This window comes from Arthrobacter sp. ov118 (genome assembly GCF_900116495.1).
In the GTDB taxonomy this organism is placed as follows: Bacteria; Actinomycetota; Actinomycetes; order Actinomycetales; family Micrococcaceae; genus Arthrobacter.
Genome location: NZ_FPAY01000009.1, coordinates 1 through 18728, shown reverse-complemented (window position 1 = coordinate 18728; position 18728 = coordinate 1). Strand labels below are relative to the sequence as shown.

Genomic DNA, 18728 nt, shown 5'->3' with positions numbered 1-18728 from the left:
ATGTCACCCGCAAGATGGCGGCCGAATTATTTTAAGGCCCCCGCGGGTCCCTTAGCCGTGCGGGCCCGTAGCCCAGCGCCGTCGGCCCAGCCCCGTCAGCCCAGGCCCGTCAGCCCAGCCCCGTCAGCCCAGCCGCGTCAGCCCAGGCCCACTGCCTTGCCGAACAGGCTGAATCCCACGAACGCAACTGTATCCAAGGTGGCGTGGGCGATCACGAGCGGCATGATCCGCCTGGTCCGGGTGTAGACGAGGGCGAAGACAACGCCCATCACGGCGTTGCCTATGAACGGCCCGAATCCCTGGTAGAGGTGGTAACTGCCGCGGAGCACGGCGCTGGCCGCGATGGCCGCCGGGGTGCTCCATCCGAGTTTTCCGAGCCGGTCCAGCAGGTAGCCCACCACGATCACTTCCTCCACGATCCCGTGCCGGATCGCGGACAGGACGAGCACCGGCACCGTCCACCAGTACGCGTCCAGTGCGCTGGGGATGATCGACGTCGTGATGCCCAGCGCCCGGCCGGCGGCGTAGAGTCCCAGGGACGGGATGCCGATGGCCGCGGCGAGTCCCAGGCCCTGCAGGAGGTCTTTGCCGGGCCGGGCGAAGTCGAAACCGATCCTTCGGAACGCCGAGGTGCCGCGCTCTCCCGTGGGCCAGTGCTCGGTGAGGAAGTAGATCACCAGGACCACGGGCACCAGGGCGAAGAGAATGTCCAGCAGCTGGTAGGTGAGGTCGAAGTATTCCCGCGTGCTTTGTGACCGGTTCAGCGTGGACGTGCCCTGGGCCAGCGGCGCCCTGGTCATCTTGTCCAGCAACTGCACCACGGAGTACACCGCGGACTGCCCCAGGGACAGCCCCAGGACAATCAAGACTTCAAACCGCAGCCGACGGCGGGAGGGAACCAGCATGTTCCTATCTTGCCTTCAGTTGCCGATAGTTTGCTGGTGTCCCGGCGGTCTCCGGCGTCCCCGTCCGCCCGGCGGCACCGGTTTATGCGGAGCCCTAAGCTTGGGGTTTATGAGTGCGCCCCGGAAAATCATCATGATCCGGCACAGGCAGTCCGCCGCCAATGCCGACACCTCGATCTACAACCGCGTTCCGGACTACCGGATTCCGCTGACGCCCCTAGGACTGCAGCAGGCGACGGCCGCCGGGGAAGATGTCCGCCGCCAGCTCGACGGCCGGCCGGTGTGCGTGTACGTCTCCCCCTACCTGCGCGCCTACCAGACGCTTGAGGCGCTCAACCTCGGCCCGCTGGTGGAACGGGTCATCGAGGAACCGCGGCTGCGGGAGCAGGACTGGGCGAACTTTCAGATCGCCGGCGACATCGAGGACCAGAAGGAGCTCAGGAACGCCTACGGCCACTTCTTCTACCGCTTCCGCGAGGGCGAGTCCGGCTCGGACGTGTACGACAGGATCTCCTCGTTCATGGAGACCCTGCACCGGCATTGGTCGAAGCCCGGCTACGCCCCGAATGCGCTGTTCGTGACGCACGGCCTGACGATGCGACTGTTCTGCATGCGCTGGTTCCACTGGTCCGTGGAGTATTTCGAGTCGTTGAACAACCCGGAGAACGCCGAGGTCCGCACCCTGCTGCGCACCGCGCGCGGCAAGTACGAGCTCGACAAGCCCTTCACGCAGTGGGAAACGAAGCGGGTGGACGAAACCGTCCTCGACGCCCCGCCCATGATCTTCTAAGCCCAGCCACTCCGGTGCCGGTCCCAGCGCCTGCTTCCGGTGCCGATCCAGCGCCGCCTCGCGCACGGTCACCTAGCGCACGGGCTGGGCGACTCCGGCCCGCCAGACGGCGTGCGTCAAGGGGATGCCGGGCCGGTAGGCCAGGTGCGTGGCCGAGGGCGCGTTGAGCAGGTGCAGATCCGCCCGGTGTCCGACGGCGATTGACCCCACCGCGCGTTCGCCGTCGACGTCGTTCCCGGACTCCCGCCCCAGGGCCAGCGCGCCGCCGTAGGTCGCGGCGCGCACCGCTTCATGGACGCTGAGCCGCATTTGCAGCACGGCCGTGGTGACGCAAAACGCCATGGAGCTGGTGTAGGAGGTGCCGGGGTTGCAGTTGGAGGCCAGCGCCAACTGGACGCCGGCGTCGAGCAGTTCCCGGCCGGGGGCAAGCGGCTGCCGGGTGGAGAGGTCGCAGGCCGGCAGGCAGGTAGCGACCGTGCCGCGCTGTCCGGCTGCCCCAGGGCCGTCACCGGCGCCAGTGCGGGCGCCGTTCTCCCAGCCGGACCAGCTGCCGGCGAGCGCGTCGATATCCCCGGCTGACAGGTAGTTCACGTGGTCCACGCTGGCGGCGCCGAATTCCACGGCCAGCCGGACGCCGGGTCCCTCGCCGAGCTGGTTGCCGTGGACGCGCAGCCCCAGCCCGGCGTCCTTGCAGGCCTTCAGCACGCGGCGGGACTGGTCTTCGTTGAAGGCGCCCCGTTCGCAAAAGACGTCGGCCCAGCGGACGTAGGGCCGGACCGCGGCAAGCATCGGCCCGCACACCAGGTCCGTGTAGGCTTCCGCGTCCGTCCCGGCCGGCACCAAGTGTGCGCCCAGATAAGTGACCTCGTCCGCGACCGTGGACGCGATCCGGGCGCTGCGGGCCTCGTTCTCCACATCCAGGCCGTAGCCCGTTTTCGTCTCCAGGTAGGTGGTGCCCTGGGCCGCGGCCTCGGCGACCCGGCCCATCGCCAGCCGGGTCAGGTCGAAGTCGCTCGTGCTCCGGGTGGCGCCCGTGGTCACGGCGATCCCGCCGGCGCTGTAGCTCTCCCCCGCCATCCGGGCCTCGAACTCGGCGGTGCGGTCCCCCGCGAAGATCAGGTGGGTGTGGGAATCGACCCAGCCGGGCAGGAGCGCCCGGCCGCCGGCGTCCACGGCCTCGTCGGCCGCCGGCGCGTCTGCCGCGGAGCCGAGCCAGGAAATCCGCTCGCCCTCGATTACCACCGCCGCGTCGCGGAGGACGCGGTGGTCCGCGTCCTGGGTCATGAGTTCGGCGATATTGGTGATGAGGGTGCTCATGGATCCATTCTTCAGCGCCGGATGGACCAGCGGGTCGCGGCGAGCGCCTCCGCTGTCCGGGATGCCGGACCGGGCTCCTGCCCGGCCAGGATCAGCCCGGCGGCGAGTTCGGCGATGCCGGAGGACGTCTGGAACCCGTATCCGCCCTGGCCGGCGAGCCAGAAGAAGCCGGGGGCTTCGGCGTCGAACCCCACCACCGGGACGCCGTCGGCCGCTTCGGTCCGCAGTCCGGTCCAGGATGTGCGGACACCCCGGATGCCCAGCGTGGTGAGGGTGTTGAGCCGGGCGACGAGCCGTTCGATGTCCCCGGGGTGCGGCTGCGCGTCCTCGGGGCCACTCGGTTCGTGCTCCGACGGCGAGATGAGGACCTGTTCGCCGTCGCGCCGGAAGTAGAAGCTGTCGTCTGCGGCGGCCACCATGGGGCAGATTTCCGGGAGGGGATGCTCGACGTCGACGATCGCCGCGGTGCGCCGGTACGGCTGCAGCTGGACCTTTTCGACCCCGCTGAGCACGGCAAGTTCGTCCGCCCAGGCGCCGGCGGCGTTGACCACGACGGCGGCCTGGAAGCCTTCCTGCCCGGCGCCGAGTTCCCAGCCGGAGCCGAGGCGCTGGGCCGAGTGCACCCTGGCGCCGGTGATGATGTCCACGCCGCCGGCTTCGGCGCGCCGGCGGTGGTCCTCGAGCAGCACCGGCGCGTTGCAGGCGAAGGAGCCGGTGTCCAGGCCGGCGGCGGCGAAGGAATCCGGGACCAGGGCCGGGCAAAGATCAAGTGCCTCGGCGTGGGTGATCCGGCGCATGTGGCCGCTTGCTTGGGCCCGGACGGTGGCCTCGTCCCCGATCAGCAGAAAGCTGCGCGGTGAGAGCACCGGTTCCGGCCGGCCGGCGTCCTGGCCGGCGATCAGTTCCAGGGTCCGCACCGTGAGTTCCTGGACCACGGGCGGGCCGTAGCTGGGGATCAGTTGCCGGGCCGAGCGGGCCGAGGTGTGGTACGCCAGGGTTTGCTCCGCTTCGACCAGCGCCACGCTGCATTTTCCGGCCAGGGCTGAGGCGAGGGACAGGCCGGCGATACCGCCGCCGACAATTACGACATCGTAATGAGCTGACATGGTCCCATCCTTGCAGATTGTCGTGTCGGGCCGCGCCGTGACCTGCGCCCGGGCGAGCGGCCTCCACAGTGTTATCAGTGTGTCGATGTTGTCGATGGTCCGCGGAACAGGGTCCAGGTGGCTGACGACGGCGGTGATCACCTGCAGGACCTGGGCCGTGGCAACGTCATAGAACAGCCCTCTCAGGTGCAGCTCGCCGGTCCGCAATCCGGACCGCAACGAGAAACACCACAAGGGAAACAGGTAGATCCCAGCGGAGCCGGGAGGTCAGGACTGTTCGGAGGGGCATCCGGCTGCCGGTGGCAGGAGCGGAGCGTGGGTCCGTGACGGCAGGTGGGGCATTTCAGTCCTTGGCTCGTGGGGCGGGTCCCGATCCACGCTATTGACGCCGCGGCCGGACCCGCAAGGGACCCATCCGGCCCTCCTGCCCGTCCCGTCTTTGATGGGATAACGCTCGCCCGCTCGGCCTCGCCGTCTTCACCCATTTCAGCAGCGCGTTCATGGAGGATCTATCCGGGAATATGTAGGATGCAGATCCAGGGCAGAACTGGTGGGCATTGAGAACTACAGGATCGAGACGATGAAAATCCGTTTGCTGGCCACGACCTTTATGGCATGCGTTGTCCTGCTCTTCTCGGCTACATCACTTAGCGGCTGCACGAGCGGACCGGCACCCGATCTCGGTAAACGCGATGCGGTGGTCTCCTCGGTTATGCAGGCTCTGAATGCCCAAGACAAGGACCAGCTGGTCAAGCTTGCACAGCCCGGCCCGCAAACTGCGGACTCTAACGCCCAGTTGATGATTTCGGAGTGGGGCGGAGTCAACGACTCTGGATACACCCCAGTCTATTCTTCGGAACTTTCCCCGGACGTCACTGCCGTGCGAGTCAACACCACGGACCCATCCGGAAACCCTGCGGAGGTTAAATTTTCACTCAGATGGAATGACAATTCCTGGTTGTTGAACCTCGGCCCCGATTTCCGCGGATGAAGTGACCGGCCCTTTTACCGTCAGTTACGGTCGTTCATGCGTCTCCTGTAGGGCCTCAATGCCTGTGCTCAACCGAATGGACATCGTTGTTGAACTTGAACGACGTTCGTACCGTGAGGAACCAGAGCATTGGGCCGAAAACTGGCAGCGCCAACACAATCAATAGCCAGAGCGCTCTGCCGGCAGGCGTGTGGTTCCTGCTCCGTGCGATGCCGATCAGCGCACCAATGAACATTGCGGCACAGATGATGCCCGCAACAATGACCATGCCTTCCCAGGCAGTAGGAACGATCGGGTTCACGCTCTCGGATCCGGCTAGCAACTTTTCTTCCCCCGATTCCCAAACATGGCCCGCGTTCTGCCGCAAACGGTACCACTGACCTCGCCCTGACCACAGTCACAGCCTGCGTGCCCGACTCGTTGCGCTTGAAGATCCCGACCGTGAGGCCGGACCCATGCGTGGGGCCCGGCCTCGGGGATCCGCCCTAGGCTGCGGCCACGGCCGCGCGGCTGCGGACGAACGCCTGGACGCAGGCCTCGACGTCGTCGGAGCTGTGCGCGGCGGAGAGCTGGACGCGGATCCGGGCAGCGCCCTTGGGCACCACCGGATAGCTGAACGCCGTGACGAAGACCCCGTTGTGCAGCATGGCGTCAGCGACCTTGGCCGCCATGACGGCGTCACCGAACATCACCGGAACAATCGCGTGTTCGCCCGGGAGCAGCTCGAAGCCTTCCTCGCTCATCCGGTTGCGGAAGAGCTCGGCATTGGCGAAAAGCTTGCTGCGCAGCTCGCCGGAGTTTTCCACGAGGTCCAGGGCCTTGAGCGTGGCCGCGACGATCGCCGGGGCCAGCGAGTTGGAGAACAGGTAGGGGCGGGCCTTCTGGCGGAGCATGGCGATCACTTCGCGGCGGCCGGAGACGTAGCCGCCGGACGCGCCGCCGAGGGCCTTGCCGAAGGTGCCGGTGTAGATGTCCACGCGCTCCGAGACGCCGGCGTGTTCCGGGGTGCCGGCACCGGTGGCGCCCATGAAGCCCACGGCGTGCGAGTCGTCCACCATGACCAGGGCGTCGTACTTTTCGGCGAGGTCGCAGATCGCTTCCAGCGGGGCCAGGAAGCCGTCCATCGAGAAGACGCCGTCCGTGACGATGATCATCCGGCGGGCGGGGTTCTCCTGCGTGCTGGCCTCGACCAGCTTCGCTTCGAGGTCAGCCATGTCCTGGTTGGCGTAGCGGAAGCGCTGGGCCTTGCACAGCCGGATGCCGTCGATGATGGAGGCGTGGTTCAGGGCGTCGGAGATGACGGCGTCTTCCGGGCCGAAGAGGGATTCGAACACGCCGCCGTTGGCGTCGAAGCAGCTGGAGAACAAGATGGTGTCCTCGGTGCCGAGGAACGCCGAGACGCGCTGCTCCAGGGCCAGGTGCAGGTCCTGGGTGCCGCAGATGAAGCGGACGCTGGCCATGCCGAAGCCGCGTTCGTCCATGGCGGCTTTGGCGGCGGTGATGATGTCTGGGTGGTCGGCGAGGCCGAGGTAGTTGTTGGCGCAGAAGTTCAGCACGTCCGCGCCGGACTCGCCGATCTGGCCGGCGGTGATGCGGTTGGCCTGCGGGGAGTCGATGTGCCGCTCGGTCTTGTACAGGCCGGCGCTGCGGATCTCGTCGAGTTCGTGCTGCAGCTGGTCCTTGATGGCTGAATACATTTAGGTTGGCTCCTCAGCTGGGTGGATTCGGGGCAGTGGGCGGGGTCTGGGGTGCTCTGGAGAGCGGTCTAGAAGACGGTCCAGTCGAGGACAACTTTGCCGCCGGCCCCTGCGCGGGCCACTTCGAAGCCCTTTTCCCAGTCCGTCGCGGGCAGCGAGTCCGTGACCACGGCCGAGATGTTGGCGTGCAGGACCGGATTGGAGGAGAGCATGGCGCTCATCGCGTACCAGGTCTCGAACATTTCGCGGCCGTAGATGCCCTTCATGGTCAGCATGTGCGTGACCACCTTGCCCCAGTCGATGTCGATGGACTGGCTGGGCAGTCCCAGCATTGCGATCCGGCCGCCGTGGTTCATGTTGTCGATCATCTCAGGCAGGGCGGTGGGGTGTCCCGACATTTCCATGCCGATGTCGAAGCCCTCACGCATCCCGAGCTCCCGCTGGGCGTCCCTGACCCGCATCTTCGAGACGTCGATCGCGAGGTCGACGCCCAGCTTCCGGGCCAGGTCCAGCCGGGGCGCGGAGACGTCGGTGATGGCGATCTTGCGGGCACCGGCGTGCCGTGCGACGGCGATCGCCATCAGACCAATCGGCCCGGCCCCGGTGATCAGCACGTCCTCGCCGACCAGCGGAAAGCTCAGGGCGGTGTGGACGGCGTTGCCGAAGGGATCGAAGATCGCACCCAGTTCCGGGGTGACGGAGGGGTCCTGGTGGACCCAGACGTTGGTCTCGGGGATCACCACGTACTCGGCGAAGGCGCCGTCGCGCTGGACGCCGACGCTGACGGTGTGGATGCACATCTGCCGGCGGCCGGCGCGGCAGTTGCGGCAGATCCCGCAGACGATGTGGCCTTCGCCCGAGACCCGGTCCCCGACTTTGGCGTCCCGGACGTCCTCGCCGATCTCGACGACTTCGCCGTAGAACTCGTGGCCGGCGATCAGCGGGGCGTTGATCATGCCCTGCGCCCAGGCGTCCCAGGACTGGATGTGCAAGTCCGTGCCGCAAATGCCCGTGGTCATGACGCGGATCTTGACGTCGCCCGGGCCGGTCTCCGGCTCGGGGCGGTCGACGAGTTCGAATCCTGCGTGGGCGCCGGCCTTGTAGAGAGCCTTCATGGGCCTTCCTCACTGTGTGGTTTGCTCGCGGTGTTTTGCACGCGGCCGCGCCGGCCGCGGAGGACAACTCACCCCATTAGACCCACCCCAAAGCATTAGCACAACCGAATTCTTCTCAATCGACGATTTAGGAATAGCTGTTGCATAGAATGGCTGGCATGGAAATCCACCAGCTGGAAATGCTGCGCGAGCTCGGCGCGCTGGGCAGCGTCAAGGCCGTCGCGGAAACCCTCCTCGTGACGCCGTCGGCCGTGTCCCAGCAGCTGGCCGCGCTGCAGAAGACCGTGGAGGTTCCGCTGACCCGCAAGGAGGGCCGGAACCTGGTGCTCACGGAGGCGGGGCAGGTGCTGGCGGACGCCGGCGCCGCCGTCGTCAGCGCGATGGCGGACGCGAAGATGGCGATCGGCGCCTACCACGGCTCGACCGTGGCGCCGGTGACGCTGAGCGGTTTCCACAGCGCGGGGCAGGCGCTCTTCGCTCCCCTGGCCCGGCTCCTGGACGCGCCCGGCCAGCCGCGGGTCCTGCTCTTCGACGAGGACGTGGCGCAGCAGGATTTCCCGGCCCTGACGGCACGCTATGACCTGGTGCTCGCGCACCGGATGGATCACAGCCCGCGGTGGCCCAAGGAGCGCGTCGCGGTGATCCCGCTCGCCCATGAGCCGCTGGACGTGGCGCTGCCGGCGGGGCACCGGCTCGCCGGCCAGCGCGCGGTGACGGCGGACGACGTCGTCGGCGAAGCGTGGGTGACCAGCCGCGCCGGCTACTCCCCCGCCGACGTGCTCTCCGCCCTCGCAGCGGTGTCCAGCCGCGAACTGAACATCGCGCACCGGATCAATGACTATTCGACGGTGGCGGCGCTCGTGGCGGCGGGCGGCGTGATCGGCCTGCTCCCGCGGTACACCGCGCGGCCCGTGTTGAATCCGGAGATTGTGCTGCGCCCGCTGGAGGGCATCAGCACCCGGCGCCGGATCGATGTCCTGGCCCGGCCGGAGAACCTTAAGCGCACCTCGGTCATGATGGTCTGCGAAGCACTGCAGACCATCATGACCGAGCTGGTCACCTGAGGCGCGGGCTTTAGGCCTCGACGCCGAGGCGTTCCAGGATCAGCTCCTTGACACGGCCGGCGTCGGCCTGCCCTCGGGTCGCCTTCATGACGCCACCCACGATCGCGCCGATGGCCTGGACCTTGCCGCCGCGGATCTTGTCCGCGACGCCCGGCTGAGCGGCAAGGGCCGCGTCGATGGCTTCGAGCAGGGGGCCGTCGTCCGAGACCACAGCCAGGCCGCGCTTCTGGACAATCTCCGCGGGCGTACCCTCGCCGGCGAGCACGCCGTCCAGGACCTCGGAGGCCATCTTGTTGTTGATCTTGCCATCCTCGACCATCTTGCTCAGTTCCACGATGGTGGCCGGCTGGACGCCCAGCTGGCCGGGATCGACGTCGGCGTTCTTGGCCCGTCCCACGATCTCACCCATCCACCACTTGCGGGCCACCGTGGCGGTGGCACCGGCGGCGATGGTTTCCTCAATCTCGTCCAGGACGCCGGCGTTGACGACGTCGCGGAACTCCAGGTCCGAGTAGCCCCAGTCAGCCTGCAGCCGCTTGCGGCGGGCCGCCGGCGGCTCGGGCAGGGTGGCCCGCAGCTCCTCGACCCACTCACGTGAGGCGACCACCGGGACGAGGTCCGGCTCCGGGAAGTAACGGTAGTCGTCGGCGTCGGACTTGGCCCGGCCCGACGTCGTGGTCCGGGTGTCCTCGTGCCAGTGCCGGGTTTCCTGGGTGACCGGCTCGCCGGAATCCAGGACGGCGGCGTGCCGCTGGATCTCGTAGCGGACGGCGTGTTCGACGGCGCGCAGCGAGTTCACGTTCTTCGTCTCGGAACGGATGCCGAAACGCTCGCGGCCGTGCGGGCGCAGCGAGACGTTGGCGTCGCAGCGGACGTTGCCGCGCTCCATCCTGGCGTCCGAGACACCTAGGTTCTTCACGATCTCGCGGACGGCGGCCACATAGGCCTTTGCGAGTTCCGGGGCCCGGCTGCCGGCGCCCTGGATGGGCTTGGTGACGATTTCGACCAGCGGCACACCGGAGCGGTTGTAGTCCACCAGGGAGTACTCCGCGCCCTGGATGCGGCCCGCGGCGCCGCCCATGTGGGTCAGCTTGCCGGCGTCCTCTTCCATGTGGGCGCGCTCGATCTCCACGCGGAAGACCTCGCCGTCGGAGAGCTCGATGTCCAGGTACCCGTCATACGCGATGGGCTCGTCGTACTGCGAGGTCTGGAAGTTCTTCGGGGTGTCCGGGTAGAAGTAGTTCTTCCGGGCGAAGCGACAGGTTTCGGCGATCTTGCAGTTCAGCGCGAGGCCGATCTTGATCGAGGACTCGATCGCGGTCTTGTTCACCACCGGCAGGACGCCGGGCATGCCCAGATCCACCTCGTTGACGTTCGTGTTGGGCTCATCGCCGAACACGTTGGGCGCGGAGGAGAACATCTTGGTCTTGGTGTTGAGCTCCACGTGGACCTCGAACCCCAGGACGGGATCGTACTTCTCCATGGCCTCGTCGAAGCTCAGGGTTGCGTCAGTCATTAGTGTGAACCTCCGTGGCTCGCGAGAGTGTCAGTGAGCGAAGCGGACGTCAGCGAGGGAGCCTTCTCCAGCAGCGGGCCGCCCCACTGCGCCTCGAGCAGGGACTCCAGGACAGCCCCGACGCGGTACAGCCGGGCGTCCTGGCGGGCCGGGGCCAGCAGCTGGATGCCGACGGGCAGTCCGTCCTCGTCGGCCAGGCCGCCGGGCAGGGACAGCCCGGGGACGCCGGCCATGTTGGCGGGGATGGTGGCGACGTCGTTGAGGTACATCGCCAGCGGGTCGTTCAGCTTCTCGCCCAGCTTGAACGCCGTCGTGGGCGCCGTCGGGGAAATCAGTACGTCCGCCTGGGCGAACGCGGCCTCGAAGTCGCGCTGGATCAGGGTGCGCACCTTCTGGGCCGAGCCGTAGTAGGCGTCGTAGTAGCCGGCGCTCAGGGCGTAGGTGCCCAGGATGATGCGGCGCTTGACCTCGTCGCCGAAGCCGGCGGCGCGGGTGGCGCCCATGACGCGTTCGATCGTCAGCGGTCCCTCTTCGGGCAGGACCCGCAGGCCGTAGCGGACGCCGTCGAACTTGGCCAGGTTGGAGGAGGCCTCCGAGGGCATGATCAGGTAGTAGGCGCCCAGGGCGTACTTGAAGTTGGGGCAGGAGACCTCGATGATTTCCGCGCCGGCACTCCTGAGCAGGTCGAGGGACTCGTTGAAGCGGTTCTCGACGCCGGCCTGGTAGCCCTCGCCGTGGAGTTCCTTGATGATGCCGATCTTCATGCCCTCGACGTTGCCGGTCCGGGCCGCGGCCACGAGGTCCTCAAGCGGGTCCGGCAGCGAGGTGGAGTCGCGGGGATCGTGGCCGCCGATGACCTGGTGCAGCAGGGCCGAGTCCAGCACGGTGCGGGAGACCGGGCCGATCTGGTCCAGCGAGGAGGCCATGGCGATGGCGCCATAGCGGGAGACCCCGCCGTAGGTGGGCTTGACGCCGACCGTGCCGGTGACGGCGCCGGGCTGGCGGATGGAGCCGCCGGTGTCGGTGCCGAGGGCCAGCGGGGCCTCGAAGGCCGCGACGGCGGCGGCGGACCCGCCGCCGGAGCCGCCGGGGATGCGGTCCAGGTCCCACGGGTTGCGGGTGGGACCGTAGGCGGAGTGCTCGGTGGAGGAGCCCATGGCGAATTCGTCGAGGTTGGTCTTGCCCAGGATCGGCATCTTGGCGGCGCGCAGGCGCTCCACGACGGTGGCGTCGTAGGGGCTGTGCCAGCCTTCGAGGATTTTCGAGCCGGCCGTAGTGGGCTGCCCGATGGTGACGATGAGGTCCTTGACGGCAATCGGCACGCCGGCGAGGACGTGGAGTTCCTCGGCGGCGGCGCCGCCGGCGGCGCGGATCGCGTCCACCTCGGCGGCGACGGCGAGCGCCTCCTCGGCATTGACGTGCAGGAAGGCGTGGACCTTGCCGTCGACGGCGGCAATGCGGTCCAGGTGGGCCTGGACGACCTCGACGGCGGTGACCTCGCGGGCAGCCAGTTTCTCGGCGAGCACGGCGGCGGAGAGGCGGATCAGTTCGTTGTTCTCAGTCATGTTCTTAGTCCTCATCCAGGATTGCCGGGACCTTGAAGCGGCCTTCATACCCGTCGGGGGCACCGGAGAGGGACTGCTCGGCGGTGAATGTGTGTCCCACAACATCCTCGCGGAACACATTGGTCAGCGGGATCGGGTGCGACGTGGCCGGGACGTCATCACCGGCCGCTTCACTGACGGACTTCACGGATTCGACAATGACGGCGAGTTCGCCGGCCATCCTGTCGAGCTCTTCGGCGCTCATCTCGATGTGCGCGAGACGAGCGAGATGCGCAACGTCGTCGCGGTTGATCGCAGCCATGGATCTCCCCTGCAAGGTAAGGATTATTTTCCGTCCCAGTCTACTAACAAGCAACGCGGGGTCACTTACGGCCCATCCGGCGGACCGGATTGGGCGCGTAGTGACCCCGCGTTGGTTTCTTGCAGTTGTTCTTGGTGTTGCGTTGGTGGGGTTAGCCGATGCCGATGGCTCCGGTTGCCACTCCGACGCCGAGCATGACCAGGGAGATGACGGCGGTGCGCCAGAGGACCTTCTTGTGGTGGTCACCCAGATCCACCTTGGCGAGGGAGACAAGGAGCAGGATGGCCGGGACCAGCGGGCTCTGCAGGTGGAAGGGCTGGCCGGTGATGGAGGCCCGTGCCATGTCGGCGGCGCTGACACCGTAGTGGGCGGCCGTTTCGCTGAGGACCGGCAGGACGCCGAAGTAGAAGGCGTCGTTGCTCATGAAGAACGTCATCGGGATGCTGAGGACGCCGGTGATGATGGCCATGAACGGCCCCATGTCGGCGGGGATGATCTGGACCAGCCATTCCGACATGGCCTTGACCATGCCCGTGCCGTTGAGGACACCGGTCAGGACCGCGGCGGCCATGACCATGCTGACGACGGCGACGATCGAGGGTGCGTGGGCGATCAGCTGGGCGCCCTGGTCCTTGACCTTCGGGAAGTTGACCAGCAGGGCGATGGCGGAGCCGACCATGAAGACGAACGGGAGCGGGATGATGTTGGCGACCAGCGTCACCATGACTGCAACCGTCAGGCCGAGGTTGAACCAGAACAGCTTGGGGCGGAGGGTCTTGCGGTTGGGGTCAAGGGCGGTGTCGGCCATGGCGGAGTCGCGGTCATCAACGAGGGTCTCGGTGCGCTCCAGGACGGCTACCGAACCGCCGCCGGCGGGCGAGGTCCCGGTGGGGCCGAATCCGCTGCGGCCGCGGCCGGAACCACCGGCCGTGCTGCCGCCGGCTGCGCCGCCGTCGACATCGCCGTCGAACGGTGCAGCTGAATCCGGGGTGCCCCAGATTTCCGGTGCGACGGCGCGGAGGCGGTTGCGTTCCTGCAGACCGAGCAGCCAGGAGAAGACCAGCACCACAATGAGGCCTGCAATGAGGGACGGGACCATGGGAACGAAGACATCGTTGACGTCGATCTTCAGTGCGGTTGCTGCGCGGGCGGTGGGACCGCCCCAGGGCAGGATGTTCATGGTGCCGTTGGCCAGGCCGGCCACGCAGGTCAGAACCACGGGGCTCATCTTCAGCCGAAGGTAGACCGGCAGCATCGCGGCGGTGGTGAGGATGAAGGTGGTGGAGCCGTCACCGTCCAGGGATACTGCGGCGGCGAGGATCGCGGTGCCCAGGACCACCTTGGCGGGGTCGTTGCCGAGCTTGCGCAGGATGAACCGGACCAGCGGGTCAAAGAGCCCGACGTCGATCATCAGGCCGAAGTAGATGATGGCGAACATCAGCAGCGCGGCCGTGGAGGTCATGGACTTCATGGAATCCATCACCATGGGGCCGATGCCGAGGCCTGCGCCGGCGAAAAGTCCGAAAATTGTGGGAACGATGATGAGCGCCAGCACAGGCGTCAACTTCTTCGTCATGATCAGCACCATGAATACCGCGATCATGGCGAATCCGAGTAATACCAGCACGGCCGGCTCCTTCTTCATTGAATGGCACCACTGCGGTGTGATGCGCACTACAGACATTAGAGTGGCGTCCGTCACTGCCGGGTCTTTGGTTCAATTGATTGGCATACTGCTTATTGGATGCATTTTGCGCATTGTGCTCACACCCGTCCGAACCCCAGCCAGGAGCCCCGATGAAGCGCCGCACAGCCCTGCCGGCCCTGCGCTTTTCCACCCAGACACTGCTGTTGCAGCTGGGTGTGGTGGTGCTCGTCGTGCTCCTGAGCGGCGCCGTCCATGCCTGGCTGACCTACGACCGGCTGGGCCGCGAGGCCGAGAACCAGGCGCTTACCCTGGCGCGGACCGTTGCCTCAGACCCGGCCGTCCGGGCGGACGTGCAGTCCATCAGCGCCCTTCCTGCCGCTCCTCCGGCCGCCGAACTCCTGGCCGGGCCGCTGATGGCCGCCGCGGAGGGAGCCCGCAGCCGCACCGGCGCCTTGTTCGTCGTCATCACGGACGAAACCGGCATCCGGCTGGCACATCCGGATGCCGACCGGCTGGGCGAAAAGGTCAGCACCGACCCCTCCGAGGCCCTCGCCGGCAAGGAGGTCACCACCCGCAACACGGGCACGCTGGGCCCCTCGGCAGGTGCAAAGGTCCCTGTCTTTGGCCCGGACTCCACCAAAATCGTGGGTGAAGTGAGCGTGGGCTACTCCACCGAAACCATCAGCCAGAGCCTGGGCCGGGACATCGTCCCCATCGCCGCCACGGCCGCCGGCGCACTGCTGGCCGGCGTGCTGGCCTCCTTTCTGCTCCGGCGGCGGCTTCAGCGGCTGACGCTCGGACTGGAACCAGAGGAAATCAGCACCCTGGTGCACGACCAGGTGGCCGTGCTGCAGGGCGTCGACGACGGCGTGATCGGCGTCGCGGCCGACGGCAGGATCAGCGTCTTCAACGCCGCCGCCCAGCGGCTGCTCGGCGTTCCCGATCTCACGGGCACCGCCTGGAGCACGGCGCCCGTCCCGGCCCAGCTGAAGGCCCTGACCAAGGCCGACGCGGCGGAGGGCGACGCGGTGGAACTCGTGGCCGGCGGCCGGGTCCTGGTGGTCAGTGCCCGCAAGGCCCTGCATGGCCGCGAGGACCTGGGCTGGGTGGTGATGCTGCGGGACCGGACCGAGCTGCAGCAGCTGACCCGCCAGCTCGACGCCGTCGGCACCATGTCCGCTGCCCTGCGGGCGCAGCGCCACGAGTTCGCCAACCAGCTGCACACGATCGCCGGGTTCATGAGCATCGGCCAGCCGCAGCAGGCCCAGGACTATCTGGCCAAGCTCGCGGGCACCGGGCCGCTGGCGTTCCCGGTGGACCAGGCCGAATTACTCCAGGACCCCTACCTGCAGGCCTTCCTCGGCGCCAAGGGGGTCGAGGCCGACGAGCGCGGTGTGAGCCTGCGTCTCGGCCCTGAATCCGTGGTCCGCGGCCACGTCACCGAGCCGCAGGATGTCACCACCGTCCTGGGCAACCTGATTGACAACGCCGTGAACGCCGCCGTCGCCGGTTCCGCGGCCGAGCGCTGGGTGGAAGTGGAAGTGCTGGACGAACCCGGCGCCGACGGCGGCCCGGGCACCCTGCATATCGTCGTCGCGGATTCCGGCGACGGCCTGGGCGCCGGCGCCAGCGCCGCGGGCGCGGAGGCGGTCTTCGCGGAAGGCTATACGACGTCGGAACGGCCGGCGCGGGCGGGCGCCGGGCAGGGCCTGGGGCTGGCGTTGTCCCGGCAGCTCGCGCGCCGGCGCGGCGGGGACGTGCGGGTGCTGGACCCCGGCTCCCCCGGCGGCCCGGGCGCCGTGTTCGTCGCCACGCTGCCGGGCACCACGCTGCCTGGGACGACTGAACTGAGAACCACGCTGCCCGGGACGACTGAACTGAGAACCACGCTGCCCGGGACCACTGAGCCAACCGGAAGGGACAACGATGTCTGAGGATTTACGGGTGCTGATTGTCGACGATGATTTCCACGTCGCGAAGCTGCACGCCGCCTATGTGGATTCAGTGGCCGGCTTCCTGGCGCTGCCGCCGGCCGGCTCGGCGTCGCAGGCGCTGCAGGCCATCCACAGCCTGCGCCCGGACCTGGTGCTGCTGGATGTTTACCTGCCGGACGCTTCGGGACTGGACCTGCTGCACCAGCTGGACGTGGACACCGTGATCCTGAGCGCAGCCTCGGACACGGCCTCGCTCCGGCTCGCCTTCCGCCGGGGCGCCCTGGGCTACCTGCTCAAGCCCTTCACGGCCGAATCCCTCTCCCAGCAGCTGCGTTCCTACGCCCGCTACCGCCGAATCCTGGCGCAGCCGGGCTCGGTCAACCAAGAGACGGTGGAACGCGCCAAGCGCGCCTTGATCCCGGGCGACGTCGCCGTTACGGCGCGGCCCCGGTCCGCCACCGAGGCCGCGGTGCTGGAATCCTTGGTTCCCGGCGAACAGTATTCGGCCGCCGACGTCGCCGCCCGGGTGGGAGTGTCCCGGGCCACCGCCCAGCGGTACCTGTCCTCGCTGGCAGATGACGGCGCCGTCGACATTCAACTGCGCTACGGCACCACCGGCCGGCCCGAGCACCGTTACGGGCTCCCCGCAGGAACCGGCCGCTAGCGCCGGCTGGGCAGCACCGGGACACGGGCAACGCGGGGTCACTTACGGCCCATGTTGGGTGCCGGAATGGGCCGTAAGTGACCCCGCGTTGCTTCTAGGTGGTGCCGTCACGCTCTTTCCGGGCCGCCGCCTGCTCCGCCTGAACGGCCCGGTGGATGTTGCCGTGGATCATGTCCGCCCCGATGCGCTCGATCGCGCCGTCGCGCTCCAGGACCGCCCGAACCGCAGGCTTGAGCCGGGTCAGGCGCAGGTTGACGTCCGACTCGCGGGCGAGGACCACGATATCCGCCAGCTTCGCTGCACCCTGGGAGTCGACGAAGTTGATCCCGCCGCAGTCGAGCACAATCCCCGTGAGCCCCGGCGTTGACTGGATGACTTCGCGCAGACGGTCCTCCAGTGCGTCGGCGGTGGCGAAGAAGAGGCCACCGTCGAAGCGGATCACGGCAACGCCTGGAACGATCTCGTCGCCGGGGTGCTCGTCGGCCTCACGGAAGACCTGGGTGCCCGGTTCGCGGCCGAGCGAGGGCATCTGCGGATGGGTGGCCACCAGGACGAGCCAGAAGATCGAGAGGCCGATCCCGATCACGACGCCCGCGAGCACGCCGAAGATGAGGGTGCCGATGATCGCTGCGATCGCAATCCAGAAGTCGAACCTCTGCACCCGCGCCAGCCGCCGCAGCTCCGGAAAGTTCATCATGCCCATGACGACGGCCTCGATGATCAGCGCCGCCAGCACCGGCTTCGGCAGGATCGAGAACAGCGGCGCCAGGAAGAGCAGCGTGAGCAAGACTGTGACCCCCGACGTGAGGGAGGCAAGTCCGGTCTTCGCCCCGGAGTGGTCGTTCAGCGAGCTCGCTGACAGACTCGTCGAGACGGGCATCCCCTTGAACAGTCCTGACGCAATGTTGGCCATCGACTGTGCAATGGATTCCTGGTTGATGTCGATCTGGTAGCGGTGTTTGGCGGCAAAGGCCCTCGCATCCCCGGCGGTTTGGGAGAAGCCGATCAGGACCAGTGCCACCGCCGCGAGGGCCACGGTGCCCACATGGTCCCACATCAGCTGGCCGTCCGGGACCTGAAGCGAGGGCAGGCCGCTGGGCACGTCGCCCACCAGGGCCACGCCTTTGGCCCCGAGATCGAACAGCGCCGCAGCCAGCAACCCGCCCACCACCAGGACCAAGGCGCCCGGGACTTGGGGAGCGACGGCTTTCAGCCCGAAGACAACGGCAAGCGCGATGACGCCCACCACGACGGTGGCCGGCTGCGCCTCGCCTAGGGTTCCCAGCCAGGACCACAGTTCCTGGATCGGGTTGGAGCCGGTGACCTCGGTCCCGGTGAGTTTGGGCAGTTCCCCGATGACGACGTCGATCGCCGCGCCGAAAAGGAAGCCGGTGACCACGGCCTTCGAGAGGAACTGCGCAATCCAGCCCATCTTGAAGACGGCAAGAATCAGGAACAGGATTCCGGAGGCAAGGGTGATTCCGGCAACGAACGAGGCGACATCCTGCTCGCCAATGATGCCTGCCGCGAGCACGGCACTCGCGGCCACCGCCGCCAGGCCCGAGCTCGGCCCCATCGAGATCTGCCGGCACGTGCCGAAGATCGCGTAGACGATGGCGCCGGCGGCCGCGGCATACAAGCCGTTCTGCAGCGGTATCCCGGCGATTCCTGCGTAGCCCAGATTCTTCGGAACGATCAGGGCCGCGACGGTTACCCCGGCGATCAGATCGCCGCGCAGCCACCCACGGTCGTACGAGCGGAACTGGCCGACGAGCGGGACCCTGGAAGGCCTCTGCCCTTGCGCCTTGGTCATGCGCTCTTCATACTCCAAGTCCAGCCGTTCCGCCAGAGTCCCGGTTCGAGCAACGCGGGGTCACTTACGGCCCATTAGGAGTGGCGGTTTCTAGTGGTCGTTGCAACACGTTTGGCGGCTTAGGTCGTTAGTAGTAGATCACGCAGGCGCTCGGCTGGGGTATCCCAGTCGAGCGTTTTGCGTGGGCGGCCGTTGAGTTTCTGGGCGACGAGCTCGAGATCCTCTGGCCCGTAGGCGGACAGGTCGGTGCCTTTGGGGAAGTACTGGCGCAGCAGTCCGTTCGTGTTTTCGTTCGAGCCGCG

At 67.7% G+C, this 18728-nt stretch carries 17 protein-coding genes; 5 read left to right on the top strand and 12 right to left on the bottom strand.

Going from position 1 to position 18728, the window contains the following annotated elements; all coding sequences use genetic code 11:
- Positions 1-137: 137 nt before the first annotated feature.
- On the bottom strand, positions 138-905 hold the full coding sequence (locus BM372_RS15470) for a CPBP family intramembrane glutamic endopeptidase (RefSeq protein ID WP_090956351.1): 768 nt from the start codon (positions 903-905) through the stop codon (positions 138-140).
- Positions 906-1014: 109 nt separating this feature from the next.
- Here BM372_RS15470 and BM372_RS15465 point away from each other — a divergent pair, with 109 nt between their 5' ends.
- On the top strand, positions 1015-1695 hold the full coding sequence (locus BM372_RS15465; protein WP_090956350.1) for a histidine phosphatase family protein: 681 nt from the start codon (positions 1015-1017) through the stop codon (positions 1693-1695).
- 72 nt (positions 1696-1767) lie between these two features.
- On the opposite strand, the gene BM372_RS15460 is transcribed toward BM372_RS15465, so the two are convergent.
- Together BM372_RS15460 and BM372_RS15455 are read right to left on the bottom strand one after the other, a co-directional pair.
- Positions 1768-3012, bottom strand: coding sequence for an amidohydrolase family protein (locus BM372_RS15460; protein ID WP_090956349.1), 1245 nt, complete (start codon positions 3010-3012; stop codon positions 1768-1770).
- A gap of 11 nt (positions 3013-3023) precedes the next feature.
- Entirely contained in the window at positions 3024-4118 is a 1095-nt protein-coding gene (locus tag BM372_RS15455; RefSeq protein ID WP_090956502.1) for an NAD(P)/FAD-dependent oxidoreductase, read from the bottom strand.
- A 550-nt stretch (positions 4119-4668) separates the two neighbouring features.
- On the opposite strand from BM372_RS15455, the gene BM372_RS15450 reads away from it, so the two are divergent.
- A complete protein-coding gene (locus BM372_RS15450; RefSeq protein WP_090956348.1) occupies positions 4669-5109 on the top strand; it encodes a hypothetical protein in 441 nt (146 codons plus the stop codon).
- Between the two features lie 55 nt (positions 5110-5164).
- Here BM372_RS15450 and BM372_RS15445 read toward each other — a convergent pair whose 3' ends face one another.
- The 3 genes from BM372_RS15445 to tdh all read right to left on the bottom strand — a co-directional run bounded on the left by BM372_RS15445 (position 5165) and on the right by tdh (position 7921).
- Entirely contained in the window at positions 5165-5410 is a 246-nt protein-coding gene (locus tag BM372_RS15445) for a PLD nuclease N-terminal domain-containing protein (protein WP_256214317.1), read from the bottom strand.
- Between the two features lie 184 nt (positions 5411-5594).
- A complete protein-coding gene (locus BM372_RS15440; RefSeq protein WP_090956346.1) occupies positions 5595-6806 on the bottom strand; it encodes a glycine C-acetyltransferase in 1212 nt (403 codons plus the stop codon).
- A gap of 68 nt (positions 6807-6874) precedes the next feature.
- The gene (gene tdh / locus BM372_RS15435) at positions 6875-7921 is read right to left on the bottom strand and encodes an L-threonine 3-dehydrogenase (RefSeq protein WP_090956345.1); all 1047 of its coding nucleotides are present in this window, start codon (positions 7919-7921) and stop codon (positions 6875-6877) included.
- Between the two features lie 158 nt (positions 7922-8079).
- On the opposite strand from tdh, the gene BM372_RS15430 reads away from it, so the two are divergent.
- Entirely contained in the window at positions 8080-8985 is a 906-nt protein-coding gene (locus BM372_RS15430; protein ID WP_090956501.1) for a LysR family transcriptional regulator, read from the top strand.
- Between the two features lie 10 nt (positions 8986-8995).
- Here the strand turns inward: BM372_RS15430 and gatB are convergent, their stop codons facing one another.
- From gatB to BM372_RS15410, 4 genes are all read right to left on the bottom strand, one after another.
- The gene (gatB, locus tag BM372_RS15425; RefSeq protein ID WP_090956344.1) at positions 8996-10501 is read right to left on the bottom strand and encodes an Asp-tRNA(Asn)/Glu-tRNA(Gln) amidotransferase subunit GatB; all 1506 of its coding nucleotides are present in this window, start codon (positions 10499-10501) and stop codon (positions 8996-8998) included.
- Positions 10501-12066 carry an Asp-tRNA(Asn)/Glu-tRNA(Gln) amidotransferase subunit GatA gene (gatA, locus tag BM372_RS15420; protein WP_090956343.1) on the bottom strand — a complete coding sequence of 522 codons (1566 nt, stop codon included), beginning with the start codon at positions 12064-12066 and terminating at the stop codon, positions 10501-10503. Before gatA ends, gatB begins: the two co-directional genes overlap by 1 nt.
- Positions 12067-12070: 4 nt before the next feature.
- On the bottom strand, positions 12071-12367 hold the full coding sequence (gatC, locus tag BM372_RS15415) for an Asp-tRNA(Asn)/Glu-tRNA(Gln) amidotransferase subunit GatC (protein ID WP_090956342.1): 297 nt from the start codon (positions 12365-12367) through the stop codon (positions 12071-12073).
- A 151-nt stretch (positions 12368-12518) separates the two neighbouring features.
- Positions 12519-13994, bottom strand: a complete 1476-nt coding sequence (locus BM372_RS15410) for a CitMHS family transporter (RefSeq protein ID WP_090956341.1) — start codon at positions 13992-13994, stop codon at positions 12519-12521.
- Positions 13995-14164: 170 nt separating this feature from the next.
- On the opposite strand from BM372_RS15410, the gene BM372_RS15405 reads away from it, so the two are divergent.
- Together BM372_RS15405 and BM372_RS15400 are read left to right on the top strand one after the other, a co-directional pair.
- Entirely contained in the window at positions 14165-15949 is a 1785-nt protein-coding gene (locus BM372_RS15405) for a sensor histidine kinase (RefSeq protein WP_256214314.1), read from the top strand.
- Positions 15942-16613, top strand: a complete 672-nt coding sequence (locus tag BM372_RS15400; protein ID WP_090956340.1) for a response regulator — start codon at positions 15942-15944, stop codon at positions 16611-16613. The genes BM372_RS15405 and BM372_RS15400 overlap by 8 nt, the downstream gene beginning before the upstream one ends.
- Positions 16614-16707: 94 nt before the next feature.
- On the opposite strand, the gene BM372_RS15395 is transcribed toward BM372_RS15400, so the two are convergent.
- Together BM372_RS15395 and BM372_RS15390 are read right to left on the bottom strand one after the other, a co-directional pair.
- On the bottom strand, positions 16708-18426 hold the full coding sequence (locus BM372_RS15395; protein ID WP_090956339.1) for a SulP family inorganic anion transporter: 1719 nt from the start codon (positions 18424-18426) through the stop codon (positions 16708-16710).
- Positions 18427-18545: 119 nt separating this feature from the next.
- A partial coding sequence (locus tag BM372_RS15390; protein WP_143111494.1) for an IS30 family transposase occupies positions 18546-18728 on the bottom strand: 183 nt, incomplete at its 5' end.